Annotated in this window: 15 protein-coding genes; 5 read left to right on the top strand and 10 right to left on the bottom strand. The window is 55.3% G+C overall.

Annotated features, from left to right (window positions below; all coding sequences use genetic code 11):
• Positions 1-90 precede the first annotated feature (90 nt).
• Entirely contained in the window at positions 91-1,137 is a 1,047-nt protein-coding gene (locus AB2B48_RS13185; RefSeq protein WP_368299358.1) for an aminopeptidase, read from the top strand.
• A 40-nt stretch (positions 1,138-1,177) separates the two neighbouring features.
• Here AB2B48_RS13185 and AB2B48_RS13190 read toward each other — a convergent pair whose 3' ends face one another.
• Both AB2B48_RS13190 and AB2B48_RS13195 read right to left on the bottom strand, forming a co-directional pair.
• The gene (locus tag AB2B48_RS13190) at positions 1,178-1,957 is read right to left on the bottom strand and encodes an SDR family oxidoreductase (RefSeq protein ID WP_368299359.1); all 780 of its coding nucleotides are present in this window, start codon (positions 1,955-1,957) and stop codon (positions 1,178-1,180) included.
• Positions 1,935-2,255 carry a nuclear transport factor 2 family protein gene (locus AB2B48_RS13195; RefSeq protein WP_368299360.1) on the bottom strand — a complete coding sequence of 107 codons (321 nt, stop codon included), beginning with the start codon at positions 2,253-2,255 and terminating at the stop codon, positions 1,935-1,937. Before AB2B48_RS13195 ends, AB2B48_RS13190 begins: the two co-directional genes overlap by 23 nt.
• 115 nt (positions 2,256-2,370) lie before the next feature.
• On the opposite strand from AB2B48_RS13195, the gene AB2B48_RS13200 reads away from it, so the two are divergent.
• On the top strand, positions 2,371-3,273 hold the full coding sequence (locus AB2B48_RS13200; RefSeq protein WP_220439936.1) for a LysR family transcriptional regulator: 903 nt from the start codon (positions 2,371-2,373) through the stop codon (positions 3,271-3,273).
• A 37-nt stretch (positions 3,274-3,310) separates the two neighbouring features.
• Here the strand turns inward: AB2B48_RS13200 and cysH are convergent, their stop codons facing one another.
• The 3 genes from cysH to cysJ form a co-directional block, all read right to left on the bottom strand.
• Positions 3,311-4,045 carry a phosphoadenosine phosphosulfate reductase gene (gene cysH / locus AB2B48_RS13205; RefSeq protein ID WP_185668006.1) on the bottom strand — a complete coding sequence of 245 codons (735 nt, stop codon included), beginning with the start codon at positions 4,043-4,045 and terminating at the stop codon, positions 3,311-3,313.
• Positions 4,046-4,201: 156 nt separating this feature from the next.
• Positions 4,202-5,914, bottom strand: a complete 1,713-nt coding sequence (gene cysI / locus AB2B48_RS13210) for an assimilatory sulfite reductase (NADPH) hemoprotein subunit (protein WP_185668005.1) — start codon at positions 5,912-5,914, stop codon at positions 4,202-4,204.
• Positions 5,914-7,716, bottom strand: coding sequence for an NADPH-dependent assimilatory sulfite reductase flavoprotein subunit (gene cysJ / locus AB2B48_RS13215; RefSeq protein WP_220439937.1), 1,803 nt, complete (start codon positions 7,714-7,716; stop codon positions 5,914-5,916). The genes cysI and cysJ overlap by 1 nt, the downstream gene beginning before the upstream one ends.
• 304 nt (positions 7,717-8,020) lie before the next feature.
• On the opposite strand from cysJ, the gene queD reads away from it, so the two are divergent.
• A complete protein-coding gene (gene queD, locus AB2B48_RS13220; protein ID WP_163446301.1) occupies positions 8,021-8,386 on the top strand; it encodes a 6-carboxytetrahydropterin synthase QueD in 366 nt (121 codons plus the stop codon).
• A gap of 166 nt (positions 8,387-8,552) precedes the next feature.
• The gene (gene agp, locus AB2B48_RS13225; protein WP_368299361.1) at positions 8,553-9,794 is read left to right on the top strand and encodes a bifunctional glucose-1-phosphatase/inositol phosphatase; all 1,242 of its coding nucleotides are present in this window, start codon (positions 8,553-8,555) and stop codon (positions 9,792-9,794) included.
• A gap of 85 nt (positions 9,795-9,879) precedes the next feature.
• Here agp and queE read toward each other — a convergent pair whose 3' ends face one another.
• Positions 9,880-10,551 carry a 7-carboxy-7-deazaguanine synthase QueE gene (gene queE / locus AB2B48_RS13230; RefSeq protein ID WP_368301963.1) on the bottom strand — a complete coding sequence of 224 codons (672 nt, stop codon included), beginning with the start codon at positions 10,549-10,551 and terminating at the stop codon, positions 9,880-9,882.
• Positions 10,552-11,118: 567 nt separating this feature from the next.
• Between queE and AB2B48_RS13235 the strand changes: the two genes are divergently transcribed.
• Positions 11,119-12,228, top strand: a complete 1,110-nt coding sequence (locus tag AB2B48_RS13235; protein ID WP_368299362.1) for an SDR family oxidoreductase — start codon at positions 11,119-11,121, stop codon at positions 12,226-12,228.
• 50 nt (positions 12,229-12,278) lie between these two features.
• Here the strand turns inward: AB2B48_RS13235 and eno are convergent, their stop codons facing one another.
• The 4 genes from eno to relA form a co-directional block, all read right to left on the bottom strand.
• Positions 12,279-13,577, bottom strand: coding sequence for a phosphopyruvate hydratase (gene eno, locus AB2B48_RS13240; RefSeq protein ID WP_035892853.1), 1,299 nt, complete (start codon positions 13,575-13,577; stop codon positions 12,279-12,281).
• Positions 13,578-13,656: 79 nt separating this feature from the next.
• Positions 13,657-15,291 carry a glutamine hydrolyzing CTP synthase gene (gene pyrG / locus AB2B48_RS13245; RefSeq protein WP_035892851.1) on the bottom strand — a complete coding sequence of 545 codons (1,635 nt, stop codon included), beginning with the start codon at positions 15,289-15,291 and terminating at the stop codon, positions 13,657-13,659.
• A 223-nt stretch (positions 15,292-15,514) separates the two neighbouring features.
• Positions 15,515-16,306: a nucleoside triphosphate pyrophosphohydrolase gene (gene mazG, locus AB2B48_RS13250; protein WP_035892850.1), complete on the bottom strand. Its 792-nt coding sequence runs from the start codon at positions 16,304-16,306 to the stop codon at positions 15,515-15,517.
• 60 nt (positions 16,307-16,366) lie between these two features.
• Positions 16,367-18,604 (bottom strand): GTP diphosphokinase, encoded by a 2,238-nt coding sequence (gene relA, locus AB2B48_RS13255; RefSeq protein WP_185667999.1) that lies wholly within the window; start codon positions 18,602-18,604, stop codon positions 16,367-16,369.
• Between the last annotated feature and the right edge of the window lie 8 nt (positions 18,605-18,612).

Raw genomic sequence — 18,612 nt, forward strand, 5'->3', positions numbered from 1 at the left:
CGGCATTTAGGAGGTTTTGAAATTGTGTAATCCCCTTCACGGTTTCATACTACTCACGACTATTTTTTTGCATCGTTGTAAGGACTTCCTATGTTCTCCGCACTGCGCCACTGTCTGACAGCCATGGCGCTCGGCGTCTGCACTCTTCTTCCAGCACAGGCGGCCACCACGCCTCTGGGAACCATCGCTAATACGCAAGCTCGCTATATCGCCACCTATTTCCCTGGCCGCATTACCGGTACGCCAGCCGAAATGCTCTCCGCTGACTACATTCGCCAGCAGTTTGCGCAAATGGGCTACCAGAGCGATATCCGCACCTTTAACAGCCGCTATATCTACACCACCAAAGATAACCGTAAGAACTGGCATAACGTGGTTGGCAGCACGGTGATCGCCGCTCATGAAGGGAAATCACCGCAGCAAATTATTGTGATGGCGCATCTGGATACCTACGCGCCGCATAACGACAGCGACGTGGAGAAAAACCTTGGCGGCCTGACGCTTCAGGGGATTGACGATAATGCGCTCGGCCTGGGCGTTATGCTGGAGCTGGCTGAGCGTTTTAAAAGCATTCCGACGCAGTACGGCATTCGCTTTATCGCCACCAGCGGCGAAGAAGAAGGCAAGCTCGGCGCAGAGAATCTTCTCAAACGTATGAGCAGCGCGGAGAAGAAAAACACCCTGCTGGTTATCAACCTCGATAACCTGGTGGTCGGCGATAAAATCTATTTTAACAGCGGCGTGAAAACGCCCGCCTCGGTGCGCAAACTGACCCGCGACCGCGCGCTGACCCTTGCGCATAGCCGCGGTATTGCGGCGGCAACCAATCCCGGCCTGAATGCGCGATACCCACAGGGAACCGGCTGCTGCAACGACGCGGAAATTTTCGATAAAGCTGGGATTCCGGTGCTCTCCGTTGAGGCAACGAACTGGTCGCTCGGTAAAAAAGATGGCTACCAGCAACGGGCAAAAAGCGCGAGCTTCCCCGACGGCACCAGCTGGCACAACGCCCATATCGACAATCAGCAGTATCTCGATAAAGCGCTGCCGGGGCGTATTGAACGCCGCAGCCGTGAAGTGGTACGGGTGATGATGCCACTGATGCGTGAGCTGGCAAAGGCGAAAACGCGCAGTTGATACCATCAAGGTCAGGCGCCCTGCCTGACCTTTTTTCGCATTACACCGTCGGGATCGTGCCACCATCAATGACGTATTCGCTGCCGGTAATCGAACCAGCCCGCTCAGAGGCCAGGAAGGCAATCAGGTTCGCCACCTCATCCGGCGTCGACGGCCGGCCGAGCGCAATCCCGCCCAGTGAATCCATAATGATCTTTTTGCTGCCTTCGTAGTCAATCCCCTTCTCAACGGCAAGCCGCTCGGCAAAACGAACCGCGGCCTCGGTTTCAATCCATCCCGGCGACACCGTTAAAACGCGCACGCCTTTTGGCGACACTTCTTTGGACAGGCTTTTACTGTAGGTGGATAACGCCGCTTTCGCCGCCGCGTAGGCCGTGGTGGACTCCGGCAACGGCAGCGTGCGCTGGATAGACGAGACGTGAACCACTACACCCTTCCCATTAGCGACCATTGCAGGCAGCAGCAGGCGATCCAGACGGACGGCGGGATAGAGGTTCAACGCCAGCTCCTGCTGCCAGATATCGTCGCTGAGCACCGCGTAGCCCCCAGCTGGCGATGACGACCCGCCCAGCATATGGACGACAATATCAACGCCGCCAAGCTGCGTCTGTACCGCATCGGCCAGCGTCGCGCAGCCTTCTGCAGTGGTGAGGTCAGCGGCAACAAATAGCGCCCCACTGTTGGACGTCGGCTGATGTCTGGCACTGATCATCACCCGTGCCCCCTGCGCTAAAAACAGCGCCGCCGTCGCCGCCCCGGCACCTTTGGTCCCTGACGTGACCAGCACTCGTTTCCCCTCAAGCCCCAGGAAGCTCGGCATAGCCAATCTCCAGTTCAACAATACGGTTCATCATGAGACGGAAATCGTAGTCCAGCACCACCGGGCTCCCCGGAAAGTTACCGCTGACGTTGGCGCGAATCGTGACGATATCGCCACGTGAAAACATGTCGAACGGCTCGGAGACAAAATCATATTGTTCCCTTGAGGCAACCCGCCATGCGCGGATAGCCGTGCGGCCGGTGTAAGTATTCCCCTCGTCTTTGACCACCGCATATTCGGCAAAAGCGCTCATTGCCGTATCGAGACTCTCTTCATTAAAGAAATGTTGTATTGCCATTGGCATGTTCATGCTGCCGCTCCTCTTAAATAAACGTTACGGGTTTACTTTAAGGAGCCGCTATAATTTAAACAATCAGGACAAACATTGATGAAGTAATGAAGGAAACGGGATAATGTCGCGCGTTACGCTCACCGATTTAGAAGCCGTCATGGCCATTGCGCGTCGGGGTACTTTCCGCGCGGCGGCGGTCGATTTAGGCGTCTCCACCACGGCGCTAAGCCACACCATTGCCAAATTTGAGTCCGGGCTTGGCGTCCGACTGTTTAACCGCACCACACGTAGCGTCAGCCTTACCGATGCAGGCCGCCTGTTTATTGATAACGTCGGCCCGTCGCTCCAGGGGGTTTATGACGCCCTGGAGGTCGTCCGTGCCCGTCGCGAAACGCCATCGGGGCTGCTGCGGATTAATACGCCGCCCTTTGCGGCACGCACGATCCTCTCTTCGCTGGTGCTGAAATTTCTGCAGCGCTATCCCGAAATGCAGGTGGATATTGTCACCGATGGCCGCCTGATTGATATCGTGGCGGAGGGCTTTGATATGGGCGTCCGCGTGGCGAAGCTTATCCCCAATGACATGATTGCCATTTCATTAGGCCAGCCCCAGCGCCACGCAATTGTTGCCTCGCCGCAGTATCTGGCACAGCACGGCAGCCCAGAAACGCCCCTCGACCTTCTTCAACACGCCTGCATCCGGGTCAGGCTACCCGACGGCACGATTTATCGCTGGCATCTGGAGAACGCCGGAGAGGTGGTTCAGGTGGATGTTCGCGGGCAGCTCACGCTTGATGAAGCCTCTTTAGCGAGGATTGCCGTGCTGGAAGGTTCAGGTATTGGCTGTTTTCTGGAGCAGGATGTGGTGGAAGATATTGCCGCAGGCCGCTTGATTCGCCTGCTCAGCGACTGGACGCCGCCTTTCCCCGGATTGTGTATCTACTACCCCGGACGTCGCAACCCTTCCGCGGGGCTTGCCGCGTTTCTGGCGATGGCGAGGGAGTCAGCTAGCCAGCAGGGTTGATATCACGCAGCGGAAAAGCCGCTGCGCAATAATGTGATTACCCTTCGTGCAGCCCGCACTCGCGCTTAAGCCCGAAGAAGCGCGTCTCTTCTTCCGCCATGCCCGGTTCCCATTTGCGAGTGGTGTGGGTATCGCCCACTGACAGATAGCCTTGATCCCACAGCGGATGGTACTTCAGGCCATGTTTTTGCAGGTACTGGTAAACCGTACGGTTGTCCCAGTCGATGATCGGCAGCACTTTAAAGACCCCGCGCTGAATGGCCAGCACCGGCAACGTAGCGCGGCTGCCTGACTGCTCGCGGCGCAGGCCGGCAAACCAGGTTTGTGCGTTAAGGTCGCTAAGCGCACGGTTCATCGGCTCAACCTTGTTGATGTCATTGTATTTCTCAATGCCCTCAACGCCCTGCTCCCACAGCTTGCCGTAGCGCGCTTCCTGCCAGGCCGCGCTCTCTTTCGCGCGATAGACCTGCAGGTTGAGTTTGAGTTTGTCCGTTAACTCGTCGATAAACTGATAGGTTTCCGGGAACAGATAGCCGGTATCGGTGAGGATCACCGGGATATCCGGGCGAATCTGATTCACCAGATGCAGGCTTACCGCCGCCTGGATGCCAAAGCTTGAGGAGAGGACATATTCGCCGGGCAGGTTTTCCAGCGCCCAGGCTACGCGCTCCTCGGCGCTCAGTTTTTCCAGCTGGGCGTTGGTTTCGGCCAGTGCTAATACGCGATCGACTTTCGGCAGTTCGTTCAGCGCACTTAAAGACAGTACGGACATAGCAACCTCGTTTGTGTGTTTTCCCCTCACCCCGGCCCTCTCCCCAAAGGGGCGAGGGAGAAAACCAAGCAGCCCCTCTCCTCATGGTACGAGGGAGAAAACTGAACGGTCCCCTCTCCCCTATGGGGAGAGGGTTAGGGTGAGGGGGAAACGGAGTTATTCCCAGAAATCACGCGCTGGATCGAGCACCGGGCGAATGATGCCCGCACGCACCGTAAAGTCGCCGAAGCCTTCACCCGCTTCGCGCTCTTTCGCCCAGCGCCCAACCAGTTCGTCTACGGAAGCGAGAATTTCCGTTTCCGTAATGTTTTCACGATACATACGCGGTATGCGCGTCCCCATGCGGTTGCCGCCCAAATGCACGTTGTAGCGGCCCGGCGCTTTACCTACCAGCCCCAACTCGGCGAGCATGGCACGGCCACAGCCGTTCGGGCAGCCGGTCACGCGCATCACAATGTGCTCTTCAGGAATACCGTGTTTTTCCAGAATATCTTCCACTTTGTCAGTGAACGACGGCAGGAAACGCTCGGCTTCCGCCATCGCCAGCGGACAGGTCGGGAAAGACACGCAGGCCATGGAGTTTTCACGCTGCGGCTTCACCGCATTCATCAGCCCATGGTCACGCGCCAGCTTCTCGATCTTCGCCTTCTGGCTTTCCGGTACGCCAGCGATGATCAGGTTCTGGTTCGCAGTGATGCGGAAATCGCCTTTGTGGATCTTCGCGATCTCCAGCAGTCCGGTTTTCAGCGGACGGCCCGGGTAATCGAGAATACGACCGTTTTCGATAAACAGCGTCAGGTGCCAGTTATCGTCGATCCCTTTTACCCAACCAATGCGATCGCCGCGACCGGTGAACTCGTAAGGGCGGATTGGCTCAAATTTGATCCCTGCACGACGCTCAACCTCTTCCTTGAAGGTGTCGACGCCGACGCGCTCAAGGGTGTATTTGGTTTTGGCATTTTTACGGTCGGTACGGTTACCCCAGTCGCGCTGAGTCGTCACCACCGCTTCCGCTACCGCCAGCGTATGCTCAAGCGGCAGATAGCCGAACTCGCTTGCCGTACGGGCGTAGGTTTTCTTGTTGCCGTGCTCAATGGACAAACCACCGCCGACCAGCAGGTTGAAGCCCACCAGCTTGCCATTTTCGGCAATCGCCACGAAGTTCATGTCGTTAGCGTGCAGATCGATATCGTTCTGCGGCGGGATCACCACGGTCGTTTTAAATTTACGCGGCAGATAAGTTGAACCGAGGATCGGCTCTTCGTCCGTCGTCGCCACTTTCTCCTGATCGAGCCAGATCTCAGCATAGGCGCGGGTGCGCGGCAGCAGATGCTCAGAAATTTTCTTCGCCCACTCGTAGGCCTCGGCGTGCAGCTCTGACTCATACGGGTTGGAGGTACACAGCACGTTACGGTTCATGTCGTTGGCGGTGGCCAGCGCATCAAGCCCGACGGAGTGCAGCATCTGGTGAACCGGCTTCACGTTCTTCTTCAGAATGCCGTGGAACTGGAAGGTCTGACGGTTGGTCAGACGGATGCTGCCGTAAATGGTGTTGTCAGCGGCGAATTTATCGATGGCCTTCCACTGCGTGGTGGTGATCACCCCGCCCGGCAGACGGCAGCGCAGCAGCATCGCATGACGCGGCTCCAGCTTCTGCTCGGCGCGTTCGGCGCGAATGTCACGGTCATCCTGCTGATACATGCCGTGGAAGCGGATCAGCAGGAAGTTATCGCCGTGGAAGCCGCCGGTCAGACCGTCGTTCAGGTCTTCCGCGATGGTGCCGCGCAGGAAATTACTTTCACGCTTCATGCGCTCGGCGTCAGTCAGTTTGCCTTCGACCACTAAAGGCCCTGGGTATTTTTCGCTCATTAGTAGACATCTCGCTGATAACGGCGCTCAACGCGCAGCTCACTTAAAAATTCATCCGCCGATTCGATGTCCATTGCACCAAATTCAGCAATCACTTCCAGCAATGCCTGCTCAACGTCTTTCGCCATGCGATTAGCGTCGCCGCAGACATAAATGTGGGCACCGTCATTGATCCAGCGCCACAGTTCCGCGCCCTGTTCGCGCAGTTTGTCTTGTACGTAGATTTTTTCTTTTTGGTCACGTGACCAGGCCATATCGATACGGCTCAGCACGCCTTCTTTTACGTAACGCTGCCACTCCACCTGGTAGAGGAAATCCTCGGTGAAATGTGGGTTACCAAAGAACAGCCAGTTTTTGCCTTCAGCGCCATCGGCCGCGCGCTGCTGCATAAAGGCGCGGAACGGTGCAATACCGGTGCCCGGGCCAATCATAATAACCGGCGTCTGCGGGTTAGCCGGCAGGCGGAAGTTATCGTTATGTTCGATGAATACGCGGACTTCGCCCTCTTCTTCCACGCGGTCGGCGAGGAAACTTGAGGCGCCACCGGCGCGTGCCCGGCCTTCAATCTCGTAGCGCACAACGCCAAGGGTCACGTGCACTTCGCTCTCGACTTCCGCCTGCGAAGAGGCAATGGAGTAGAGGCGCGGCGTTAACGGACGCAGCAGGCCAATCAGCGCATCGGCATCCAGCTGAGCCGGAGAGAAACGCACCATGTCGACAATCGGCGTAGTCGCGGCATACTGCTGCAGCTGCGCTTTATCGCCCACCAGCGGCAGCAGAGATTCACTGCGGGTCAGCGTGGCGTAGTTTTCCACGATATTGGCGGTGTTGACCGTCAGCTCGAAGTGCCACTGCAGCGCATCGGCGAGCGGCAGCGTTTTGCCCTCAACCGTGACCGACTCGTCGCCCTTGAGCCACAGCAGTTCAACCAGTTCTTTGACCAGCTCTGGGTCGTTCTGATACCAGACGCCCAGCGCATCGCCCGGCTGGTAGCGCAGGCCGGAGTCGCCGAGATCGATTTCGATATGGCGAACATCTTTTTCTGAATCACGGCCGGTGATTTTCTGGTTCACCGACAGCGACGCCGTGAGCGGGGCTTCCTTGGTGTACGGGCTAGAGTGGATGTCGTTAACCGCTCCGCTCGCCGCCGCCTGAACGGAAGGTGCCGCCGGCGCACGCGCTTTCAGCACCTCAACCAGACGCGCACGCCATTCGGCGGCCGCGGCCTGATATTCCACGTCGGCATCCACGCGGTCGAGCAGACGTTCACCGCCAAGCTCAGCCAGCTTGCTGTCGAAATCTTTACCGGCCTGGCAGAAGAACTCATAGGACGTGTCGCCCAGCCCCAGCACCGCAAAGGCGGTATCAGTGAGCTTCGGCGCTTTCTTCGAGAACAGGAACTTATGCAGCGCCACGGCTTCTTCCGGCGCTTCCCCTTCACCCTGTGTAGACGCTACAACAACCAACAGCTTTTCTGACGCGATTTGTTTGAATTTATAATCCCCGGCGTTCACCAGGTTCACGTTCAGTTTGGCAGCCAGCAGATCGTCACGCAGCGCTTCCGCCACGCGGCGGGCGTTGCCCGTTTGCGACGCAGAGATAAGCGTAATGCTTGGGACTTCAGCGGCGACCGGTGCGGCAGCGACTGCGCCCGCACCAGGCTGCTGATTAAGCACGCCCCAAAAATAGCCGGAAACCCAGGCAAGCTGGGTTGGTGATAAATCGGTTGTGGCCGCCTGAAGGCGTGCCATCTGCTCCGGGTTTAGCGGGAGCAACGCTGAAGGGGGGGACTGTGTTGTCATGCGTCGTTATGTTCCAGTAGCAAAGCTGTTTCTAATCAGGAAAAACAGAACTGAATGTAAGGTTAACGACGTCGATAATAACAATTAAAGAAGTGATAGAAATATCAAATAACCAAATGGACTAACCTGTTTTCCTGGTAGTTATTAGCGATAAAACAGGTTGAATAACACATTGATATAATTAGAAAATAATCATCATTAAGATTAATACTTGTACTCATTGTCTATTTGCCCGTTTTAGTTAATGCAGAAAAATGTGCATTCGGGTACTATGCGGCGTTTTTTTCCGCAAGACTGAGAGTTCATGATGTCCACCACACTGTTTAAAGATTTCACCTTCGAAGCCGCCCACCATCTGCCGCACGTGCCGGAAGGACACAAATGCGGTCGCCTGCACGGCCACTCGTTTATGGTGCGTCTTGAGATCACCGGTGAAGTCGATCCTCATACCGGTTGGATCATGGATTTTGCCGAACTGAAAGCGGCATTCAAGCCAACCTACGATCGTCTGGATCACTACTACCTGAACGATATTCCGGGCCTCGAAAACCCAACCAGCGAAGTGTTGTCCCGCTGGATCTGGGAACAGGTAAAACCGGTCGTTCCGCTGCTTAGCGCAGTAATGGTTAAAGAAACCTGCACGGCCGGCTGCGTTTATCGCGGCGAGTAAGTCAGCCTGCACGCGGGGAGTCGGTTCACGCCTCCCCCGTTTTCCCTTCAGTAGCGTCCTATCACATTCATTTCCCTAATCTTTCAGAATGCGGCCTCCGCCCAGGAAAAATGACGAAGTTCTGTCACACTCATTGGGTTGGTTAATACATTGTGAGGAATAAGGGATGAAGAAAACGCTTCTCGCCGCAGCGATGCCGGCACTGTTATTGTTCTCAGGACTGAGTCAGGCGCAAACCCCACCCGAAGGCTATCAGCTTCAGCAGGTGCTGATGATGAGCCGTCACAACCTGCGCGCGCCGCTGGCGACCAACGGCAGCGTGCTGGAGCAGTCAACGCCGAACGCCTGGCCTGAGTGGGATGTCCCCGGCGGCCAGTTGACCACCAAAGGCGGTGTACTCGAAGTCTATATGGGCCACTATATGCGTGAGTGGCTGGCGCAGCAGGGTATAGTCACCAGCGGCGAATGCCCGGCACCCGACACGGTATACGCCTACGCCAACAGCCTGCAACGCACCGTCGCTACCGCGCAGTTCTTTATTAACGGCGCCTTCCCTGGCTGCGACGTCGTGGTTCATCACCAGGAAAAAATGGGCACCATGGACCCCACGTTCAACCCGGTGATCACCGACGACTCTGCCCAATTCCGCGAGCAAGCGGTACAGGCAATGGAGAAGGCGCGCCAGGCCAAACAGCTCGACGAGAGCTACAAGCTGCTGTCACAGATTGCCCGCTATCAGGATTCTCCATCCTGCAAAGAAAAACAGCAGTGCTCACTGACCGAAGCGAAAGACAGCTTTAGCGCCAATTACCAGAAAGAGCCTGGCGTTAAGGGGCCGCTGGCGATAGGTAACTCACTGGTTGATGCGTTCACGCTGCAATATTACGAAGGGTTCCCGCTAGACCAGGTGGCCTGGGGGGAGATCAAAACCGACCAGCAGTGGCGTCTGCTTTCACAGCTGAAAAACGGCTATCAGGACAGCCTGTTCACCTCGCCGGAAGTGGCGCGCAACGTGGCGAAACCGCTGGTGAAATATATCGATAACGCGCTGGTGACCGAAGCGGCGAAAACGCCAAAAATCACCGTGCTGGTAGGGCACGACTCGAATATTGCCTCGCTGCTGACGGCGCTAGATTTCGACGCCTACACGCTGCCGGGACAGTACGAGCGCACGCCGATTGGCGGGAAAATTGTCTTCCAGCGCTGGCATGATACGAAAGCGAATCGGGAATTGATGAAAATTGAGTATGTTTATCAGAGCGCCGATCAGCTGCGTAACGCCGATACGCTGACGTTGAAGACGCCACCGCAGCGCGTCACGCTGTCGCTGAAAGGCTGCCCGGTAGATGCCAACGGTTTCTGCCCGATGGATACCTTCTCGAAGGTGATGAACGACGCGGCGAAATAACGCTTAACGTAGCCCGGCCGAGCAACGCGACGCCGGGAATTCCCCGGAGTCGGCGCAATGCGCCTCGTCCGGGCTACGAATCTAATCAGGCAATATTCAGATATTTGTGCGTCTGCATCGACAAGCGCCAGTTGCGCGCAATGCAGGTTTCAATGCACAGACGGGTGGCATCATCTTTCTGGCTGATTGGCTGCAGCGCAATAATACGCGGTTTGTCATCGCTCAGCGTATCCAGCAGTTCATCCAGCGCTTCAATATCACGCACGCGGCCTACCGGATGTTTGATTTCATCGGCTCGTTCCAGCGCCTGCGACAGCACGTCATAGCCGCCGCGCATATTCACCTTCGGCGATACGGTCACCCAGGTATCCGGCGTGCAGCGCACTTCATGGGTACCGCTGGTTTCAATCTGGCAGCTGTAGCCGTTTTGCTCGAGCAGCGCCGTGAGCGACGTTAAATCATGGATGCAGGGTTCACCACCGGTAATCACCACGTGACGCGCAGTCCACCCCTGGCGACCAATAATCGCCAGCAGGTCTTCGCTACTCGCCGCCCCCCATTTGTCGCTCTCTTTGGTTTTTGCCAGGATACTGAACAGCGATACTTCCCGATCGCTAAGCTTTTCCCAAGTATGCTTAGTATCACACCAGGCACAGCCTACCGGGCATCCCTGTAAACGAATAAAAATGGCGGGGACGCCAGTAAAATAACCTTCACCCTGCAGGGTCTGGAACATCTCGTTAATCGGGTACTGCATCATCAACTCTTCAGTAGTGGTAAACCGTTATTATTGCATACTTCGCGCCAACGATCCCTCGCACTTCTTGCGCAACCGCATGCGAAGATAAGGGGAAGTGCCGCCTTCCTGCGTTTCGTACTCATTATCGGGCAATACCTTTAAATACCACACCTTGCCTATGGCTTTTAAAATTAACTTACTCCGTTGTCGATTCGTTAATTGTATTACGGAGCAAATTAATCATCTTCAATCATTTTAAAAACCTTCATAAATAACACGCACCTTTCCGTACGAGAATTTATTTTACCGCGACAAAACCAGCCATTTATCATGTAACAAGAGATGTTCATTTTTACAGTTATGAAATAACCATTAAATTAATAAACACCAATAAAAACAATGAATTGATTTTTAAATTGAAAATAATTGAATCTTTTTAAATAGTATATTGTCAAATTTAACCCGCTTCACTCCATAAGCTTAAAATAAGCTTAAGCCCTCCCTTTATTGCTCCATTCTTTATTTAACTGCCGTTTACTTTCCCGATCCTAGAATCCGCAAACCAACCATGACGAGACAGTATTCATGAATACACTATTAATCACAGGCGTTACCGGTTTTCTGGGCGGCGCGGCACTGGAAGCAATCCTCAATAGCCACAGCGGCGTTAATTTACTGCTTTTAGTCCGTGCGGATAACGGTGAAGCCGCTGTCGCAAGGGTTAAGGAGAACTTACGTAAATTCAATATCGATGAAGAGAAGTTGGCGAAGATCACCCCACGCAATATCTTGCTCGGTGACCTGGCCTCCCCGGAGAATTTCCTCAACGATACACGCCTGGACAGCGTGACCCACGTGCTGAACTGCGCCGCCGTCGCGTCATTCGGTAGCAACCCGCTGATCTGGAAAGTAAACGTAGAAGGCACGCTGCAGTTTGCTCATCGTATGGCGAAGGTCGAGGGGTTACAGCGCTTCCTGCACGTTGGTACGGCAATGTCCTGCTCGCCTGAGCCGGATTCTCTGGTCGCTGAAAGCGCAGAGTTCCGTGAGCGCGCCGAGCATCTGGTGGAGTATACGCACTCCAAATCCACCATCGAACAGCTGATGCAGCAACAATTACCCGCGCTGCCGCTGGTGATTGCCCGCCCTTCTATCGTCGTGGGCCACACCCATCACGGCTGCCAGCCTTCCAGCAGCATTTTCTGGGTCTTCAGCATGGGGTTGATGCTGCAAAAATTCATGTGCTCTATGGAAGACCGCATCGATGTGATCCCGGTAGACTACTGCGCCAGCGCGCTGCTTATGCTGCTGACGGCAACGGTCGCTCAGGGAGAGGTGGTGCATATTTCGGCCGGTGAAGAGAACAGCGTCCGCTTTGCCGATATCGACAACGCCATGGCTTCCGCGCTGGAGCAAGCGCCGGTGGGCGATAAGTATGCTCAGGTCAGCTATGAAACGCTGGTCAAAATGCGCCGCGAGCTGAAAACCATTTTCGGCCCGTGCAACGAACGGTTGATGCTGAAGGCAATGCGCCTGTACGGGGCTTTCGCCACGCTGAACGTGCGCTTTAGCAACGACAAATTGCTGAGTATGGGGATGCCAAAACCCCCTCGCTTTACTGACTATATTGACCGCTGCGTGCAGACCACCCGCGGGCTGACCATCCCGCAGCAGATGGCGGTCGATTTTAAGTAAAAAAAATGCCAGCCCGAGGGCTGGCATTTTTATATCAGAGAAAGTCGGGCTTATGCCTGACCTTTGATCTCTTTACGACCGTTGTACGGCGCTTGTTCACCCAGAGCTTCTTCGATACGAATCAGCTGGTTGTACTTAGCAACGCGGTCAGAACGGCTCATAGAACCAGTTTTGATCTGGCCAGCAGCGGTACCAACAGCCAGGTCAGCGATGGTAGCGTCTTCAGTTTCGCCAGAACGGTGAGAGATGACAGCGGTGTAGCCAGCGTCTTTCGCCATTTTGATCGCAGCCAGAGTTTCGGTCAGGGAACCGATCTGGTTGAATTTGATCAGGATGGAGTTAACGATGCCTTTTTCGATGCCTTCTTTCAGGATCTTGGTGTTGGTTACGAACAGATCGTCACCAACCAGCTGGATTTTGTCGCCCAGTACTTTGGTCTGGTATGCGAAACCAGCCCAGTCAGATTCGTCCAGGCCATCTTCGATGGAGACGATTGGGTACTGTTTGGTCAGTTCTTCCAGGAAGTGAGTGAATTCTTCGGAGGTGAATGCTTTGTTGCCTTCGCCAGCCAGAACGTATTTACCGTCTTTGTAGAATTCAGAAGCTGCACAGTCCATCGCCAGAGTGATGTCTTTGCCCAGCTCGTAGCCAGCTGCTTTAACCGCTTCAGCGATAACAGCCAGAGCTTCAGCGTTGGAACCCAGGTTAGGAGCGTAGCCGCCTTCGTCACCAACTGCAGTGTTCATACCTTTAGCTTTCAGAACTTTAGCCAGGTTATGGAACACTTCGGAACCCATACGTACGGCTTCTTTCAGGGATTTCGCGCCAACTGGCTGAATCATGAATTCCTGAATGTCGACGTTGTTGTCAGCGTGCTCGCCGCCGTTGATGATGTTCATCATCGGAACTGGCATGGAGTATTTGCCTGGGGTACCGTTCAGTTCAGCGATGTGAGCGTACAGTGGCAGACCTTTAGCAGCTGCTGCTGCTTTGGCGTTTGCCAGAGATACGGCCAGGATTGCGTTCGCGCCGAAGTTGGATTTGTTCTCAGTACCGTCCAGATCGATCATGATCTTGTCGATGCCAGCCTGATCTTTAGCATCTTTACCCAGCAGAGCCTGAGCGATTGGGCCGTTTACAGCGCCAACAGCTTTCAGTACGCCTTTACCCATGAAGCGAGATTTGTCGCCATCGCGCAGTTCCAGCGCTTCGCGGGAACCAGTAGAAGCACCTGACGGGGCTGCTGCCATACCAACGAAACCACCTTCCAGGTGAACTTCTGCTTCAACAGTCGGGTTACCACGGGAGTCGATGATTTCACGACCGATGATTTTAACGATTTTGGACATTAGGTTTTCCTCAGTACAAGTTAAACTAAAACTCCAGACAAACAACGCCCCTCGTGGGGCGTTGCCGTTCTAACTTTTCTTACTTCTGACGCTTCTGGTACTCGCTCGCGGCTTTCACGAAGCCAGCAAACAGCGGGTGCCCATCACGCGGCGTGGAAGTAAACTCCGGATGGAACTGACAAGCAACGAACCACGGGTGGTTCGGAACTTCGATGATCTCGACCAACTGATCATCCCCGGAACGGCCCGCAACGCGCAGACCTGCAGCTTCAATCGGTTTCAACAACATGTTGTTGACTTCATAGCGGTGACGGTGACGCTCAACGATAGTTGGCTCGCCGTACATCTGGCGGACCAGGCTGTCATCGCTAAGCTGGCACTGCTGTGCGCCAAGGCGCATTGTGCCGCCGAGATCGCTCTTTTCAGTACGAACTTCGACATTGCCATCTTCATCACGCCATTCGGTAATGAGCGCCACAACCGGGTACTTACAGTCTGGCACAAATTCCGTAGAGTTGGCGTTTTCCATGCCTGCAACGTTACGCGCGAATTCGATCAGCGCAACCTGCATACCCAGGCAGATGCCCAGATAAGGAATTTTGTTTTCACGCGCATAGCGTGCGGTAGCGATCTTACCTTCAACACCACGGTAGCCGAAGCCGCCAGGGATCAGGATAGCATCCAAATCTTTCAGAATTTCGACGCCGCGCGTTTCCACATCCTGCGAATCAATCAGCTTGATGTTGACGGTTACGCGGTTTTTCAGGCCACCGTGTTTCAGCGCTTCAATCACCGATTTATAAGCATCTGGCAGTTCAATGTACTTGCCGACCATACCAATCGTGACTTCGCCTGCCGGGTTCGCTTCTTCGAAGATAACCTGTTCCCATTCGGCCAGGTTTGCTTCCGGGCAGTTCAAGCTGAATCGTTTACAAATATAATCGTCCAGCCCCTGAGATTTCAACAGGCCTGGAATTTTATAAATGGAATCGACGTCTTTCATTGAAATAACGGCTTTTTCTGGCACGTTACAGAACAATGCAATTTTTGCACGTTCGTTGGCCGGAACCGCACGATCGGAACGACAGATCAGAATATCTGGCTGAATACCGATGGACAGCAGCTCTTTCACGGAGTGCTGAGTCGGTTTGGTTTTGACTTCGCCCGCGGCTGCCATATATGGCACCAGAGTCAGGTGCATGAACAGCGCGTTTTCACGACCGATATCCACGGCCAGCTGACGAATCGCTTCCAGGAATGGCAGGGATTCGATATCACCGACGGTACCGCCGATTTCAACCAGCACCACATCATGACCTTCGCCACCGGCGAGGACGCGTTCTTTGATCGCGTTAGTGATGTGTGGGATAACCTGCACGGTTGCGCCCAGATAGTCGCCACGACGCTCTTTGCGCAGGACATCTGAGTAGATACGACCGGTAGTGAAGTTATTGCGGCGAGTCATTTTGGTACGAATGAAGCGCTCATAGTGACCCAGGTCCAGGTCGGTTTCAGCGCCGTCTTCGGTAACGAACACTTCCCCGTGTTGGATCGGGCTCATGGTGCCAGGATCGACGTTAATATACGGATCCAGTTTCATCATGGTCACGTTGAGGCCACGGGCTTCAAGAATGGCTGCCAGGGATGCTGCGGCAATGCCTTTACCCAGAGAGGATACGACCCCGCCGGTCACAAAAATATAGTTCGTTGTCATGCTGGACCTGAGAAGTTAGGGTGAAACGATGGAATAACCAAGACGGGAAAGTAGTATACCCGAACATGGCGAGCGCCACAAACTTTCATTCTCGCTCCTCAATCGCCGCAGAAACAAACATGGGGAGTGAGAAAATAGCCCCTTTGGGGTAAAAGTTTTTGACGCAAATCAAGCGCTTGTCATTTAAGATTTCGCACTTTTCGCCCTTTCCCACAAAAATTCTTTAGAGATCAGATTCCTGCCGTTTTACCTGCTGCCAAACTTCTTCCATCACATCCAGATCCACACCGGTCATTTCCAGGCCACGTGCGGCGACAATCCGCTCAACTTCGCGGAAACGGCGCTCAAATTTTTCGTTCGCCTTCTGCAATGCGGTCTCTGCTTTTACCCCTAAATGGCGAGACAGGTTAACGGTGGCAAACAACAGGTCGCCCACCTCTTCTTCCAGTTTAGCCTCGTCGACCACCGCCTGCCTGGCTTCGTCCATCACTTCGTCGATCTCTTCGTAAACTTTATCGAGCACCGGGCCAAGCGTGGTCCAGTCAAAGCCAACCGCCGAGCAGCGCTTCTGGATTTTGTGCGCCCGCATCAGCGCCGGGAAGGCGCGCGGAATATCGTCCAGCGCGGAGTGCTGCGCTTTCTCTGCCCGTTCAGCGGTTTTGATTTTCTCCCAGCGGGTCAACACTTCCTGGCTGTTTTCGGCGCTGGCGTCGCCAAAGATGTGCGGGTGACGACGCTCCAGCTTATCGCTGATAGCGGCGCAAATATCGTTGAAATCAAAGCGCCCCTCTTCCTGGGCCATCTGCGCGTAAAACACCACCTGGAACAGCAGGTCGCCCAGTTCGCCGCGCAGGTCGTCAAAGTCTTCGCGCGCAATGGCGTCGAGCACTTCGTATGTCTCTTCCAGCGTGTAAGGGGCGATGGTGCTGAACGTCTGCTCTTTATCCCACGGGCAGCCGTTTTCCGGGTCACGCAGGCGCTGCATGATGCCGAGCAGTCGGTCGATTTGAGTCATGATGATTCCTTGCAAAAAGAGAGAGTTACCCTCCCCCATTGGGAGAGGGTAAAAAGAACATTAACCGCCGTGCAGTCGACGGGCGTCGATCACGTCCGGCACCTGGTTCAGCTTGCCGAGCACACGGCCCAGCACCTGCAGGTTGTAGATTTCGATGGTCATGTCGATAGTCGCCATCTGTTGCTTGGTGTCGCTACGGCTGGCCACGCCCAGCACGTTCACCTTCTCGTTGGCGAGAATGGTGGTGATATCGCGCAGCAGGCCGCTGCGATCGTTGGCCTGAACGCGCACCACCAGCGAGTAGCCCGCCGAGTAGCTTTCACCCCACACGGCATCAACGATGCGCTCCGGCGCGTGCGACTGCAGCTCCGCCAGCTGTTCGCAGTCCGCCCGGTGCACGGAAATCCCGCGCCCCTGGGTGATAAAGCCGACAATCTCGTCACCGGGAATAGGCTGACAGCAGCGCGCGATATGGTGCATCAGGTTACCGACACCTTCCACCACGACGCGACCGTTATCTTTGCTGCGGTTCTGCGGCGTATAGGTCTTCTGCTGAAGCTGTTTCAGCGCGGCGGCGTCCTGCTCGGCGGCGCTCGGCTTATTGAACTGCGCCTGCAGGAAGTTCACCATCTGGTTGAGGCGAATGTCACCGCCGCCGATGGCCGCCAGCAGCTCTTCCACGTCGTTAAAGTTGTAACGCGGCAGCAGGTGCTTCTCGGCCTCCTTGAGGCTGATGCCCAGATGCTCCAGCTCGTCGTCGAGGATCTGCCGCCCGGCTAGCACGTTCTTGTCTTTGTCCTGTTTACGGAACCAGGCGTGGATTTTCGAACGTCCACGGCTGGTCGTTACGTAACCGAGGTTCGGGTTCAGCCAGTCACGGCTCGGGTTTGGCTGCTTCTGGGTGATGATTTCTATCTGGTCGCCCATCTGCAACTGATAGGTGAACGGCACGATGCGCCCGCCAATCTTGGCGCCGATGCAGCGGTGACCGACGTCGCTATGAATGTGGTAGGCGAAGTCCAGCGGCGTGGAGCCTGCCGGAAGGTCCACCACGTCGCCTTTTGGCGTAAACACATACACGCGGTCGTCGAAGACCTGGCTGCGCACTTCGTCGAGCATTTCGCCGGAGTCGGCCATCTCTTCCTGCCACGCAATCAGTTTACGCAGCCAGGCGATACGATCTTCGTGGCCGGAACGCGGCCCGCTTGCTGTGCCAGTACCCTCTTTGTATTTCCAGTGCGCGGCAACGCCCAGCTCGGCGTCTTCGTGCATCTGTTTGGTACGAATCTGGATTTCAACCGTTTTGCCGCCCGGCCCTAATACCACCGTATGGATGGACTGGTAGCCGTTGGGTTTCGGGTTTGCGACGTAGTCATCAAACTCATCTGGCAGGTGGCGATAGTGAGTGTGCACTATCCCCAACGCGGCGTAGCAGTCCTGCAAACGTTCCGCGACGATACGCACCGCGCGCACGTCAAACAGCTCGTCAAAAGCGAGGTGCTTTTTCTGCATTTTGCGCCAGATGCTGTAGATGTGTTTCGGGCGACCGTACACTTCGGCCTTCACGCCTTCGGTCTTCATTTCGCTGCGCAGGTGGCCGACGAAATCGGAAATATAGTGCTCGCGGTCAATACGGCGCTCGTGCAGCAGCTTCGCGATGCGCTTGTACTCTGCTGGGTGCAGATAACGGAAGCAGTAATCTTCCAGCTCCCATTTGAGCTGGCCGATGCCTAAGCGGTTAGCCAGCGGCGCATAGATGTTGGTACATTCTTTAGCCGCCAGCACGCGTTCATCTTCCGGCGCATCCTTCACTTCGCGCAGGTGGGCAATACGTTCGGCAAGCTTGATAACCACGCAGCGGAAATCATCCACCATCGCCAGCAGCATGCGGCGGACGTTATCCACCTGCTCGGAGGAGACCGCATCGGTATGGGTAGCTTTCAGTTGGCGAATAGCCGCCATGTCGCGCACGCCGTGAATCAGAGTCACGACGGATTGACCGGCGCTTTCGCTCAGCACTTCTTCACTGACAACGTTAGCGTCTACTAACGGAAACAGCAGCGCGGCTCTTAACGTGTCGTTATCCATACTCAGCGTAGAGAGGATTTCAACCATCTCCACGCCGCGCCACAGCATCAGTTCGGCGTCATCATGTCCTACGGTCTGGCGGCGACAATAATCCCAGGTCTCGGCTAAGCGTTCACACGACTGCTGGCTGGAAATTCCCAGACTTGCGATCCATTTTTGTGGGTCAAATTCACCAGCTTTATTGAGATGTGCACTTCTTACCGCAACCATTGTCCTCT

This window comes from Kluyvera sichuanensis, assembly GCF_040930405.1.
GTDB classification, from domain to species: domain Bacteria; phylum Pseudomonadota; class Gammaproteobacteria; order Enterobacterales; family Enterobacteriaceae; genus Kluyvera; species Kluyvera sichuanensis.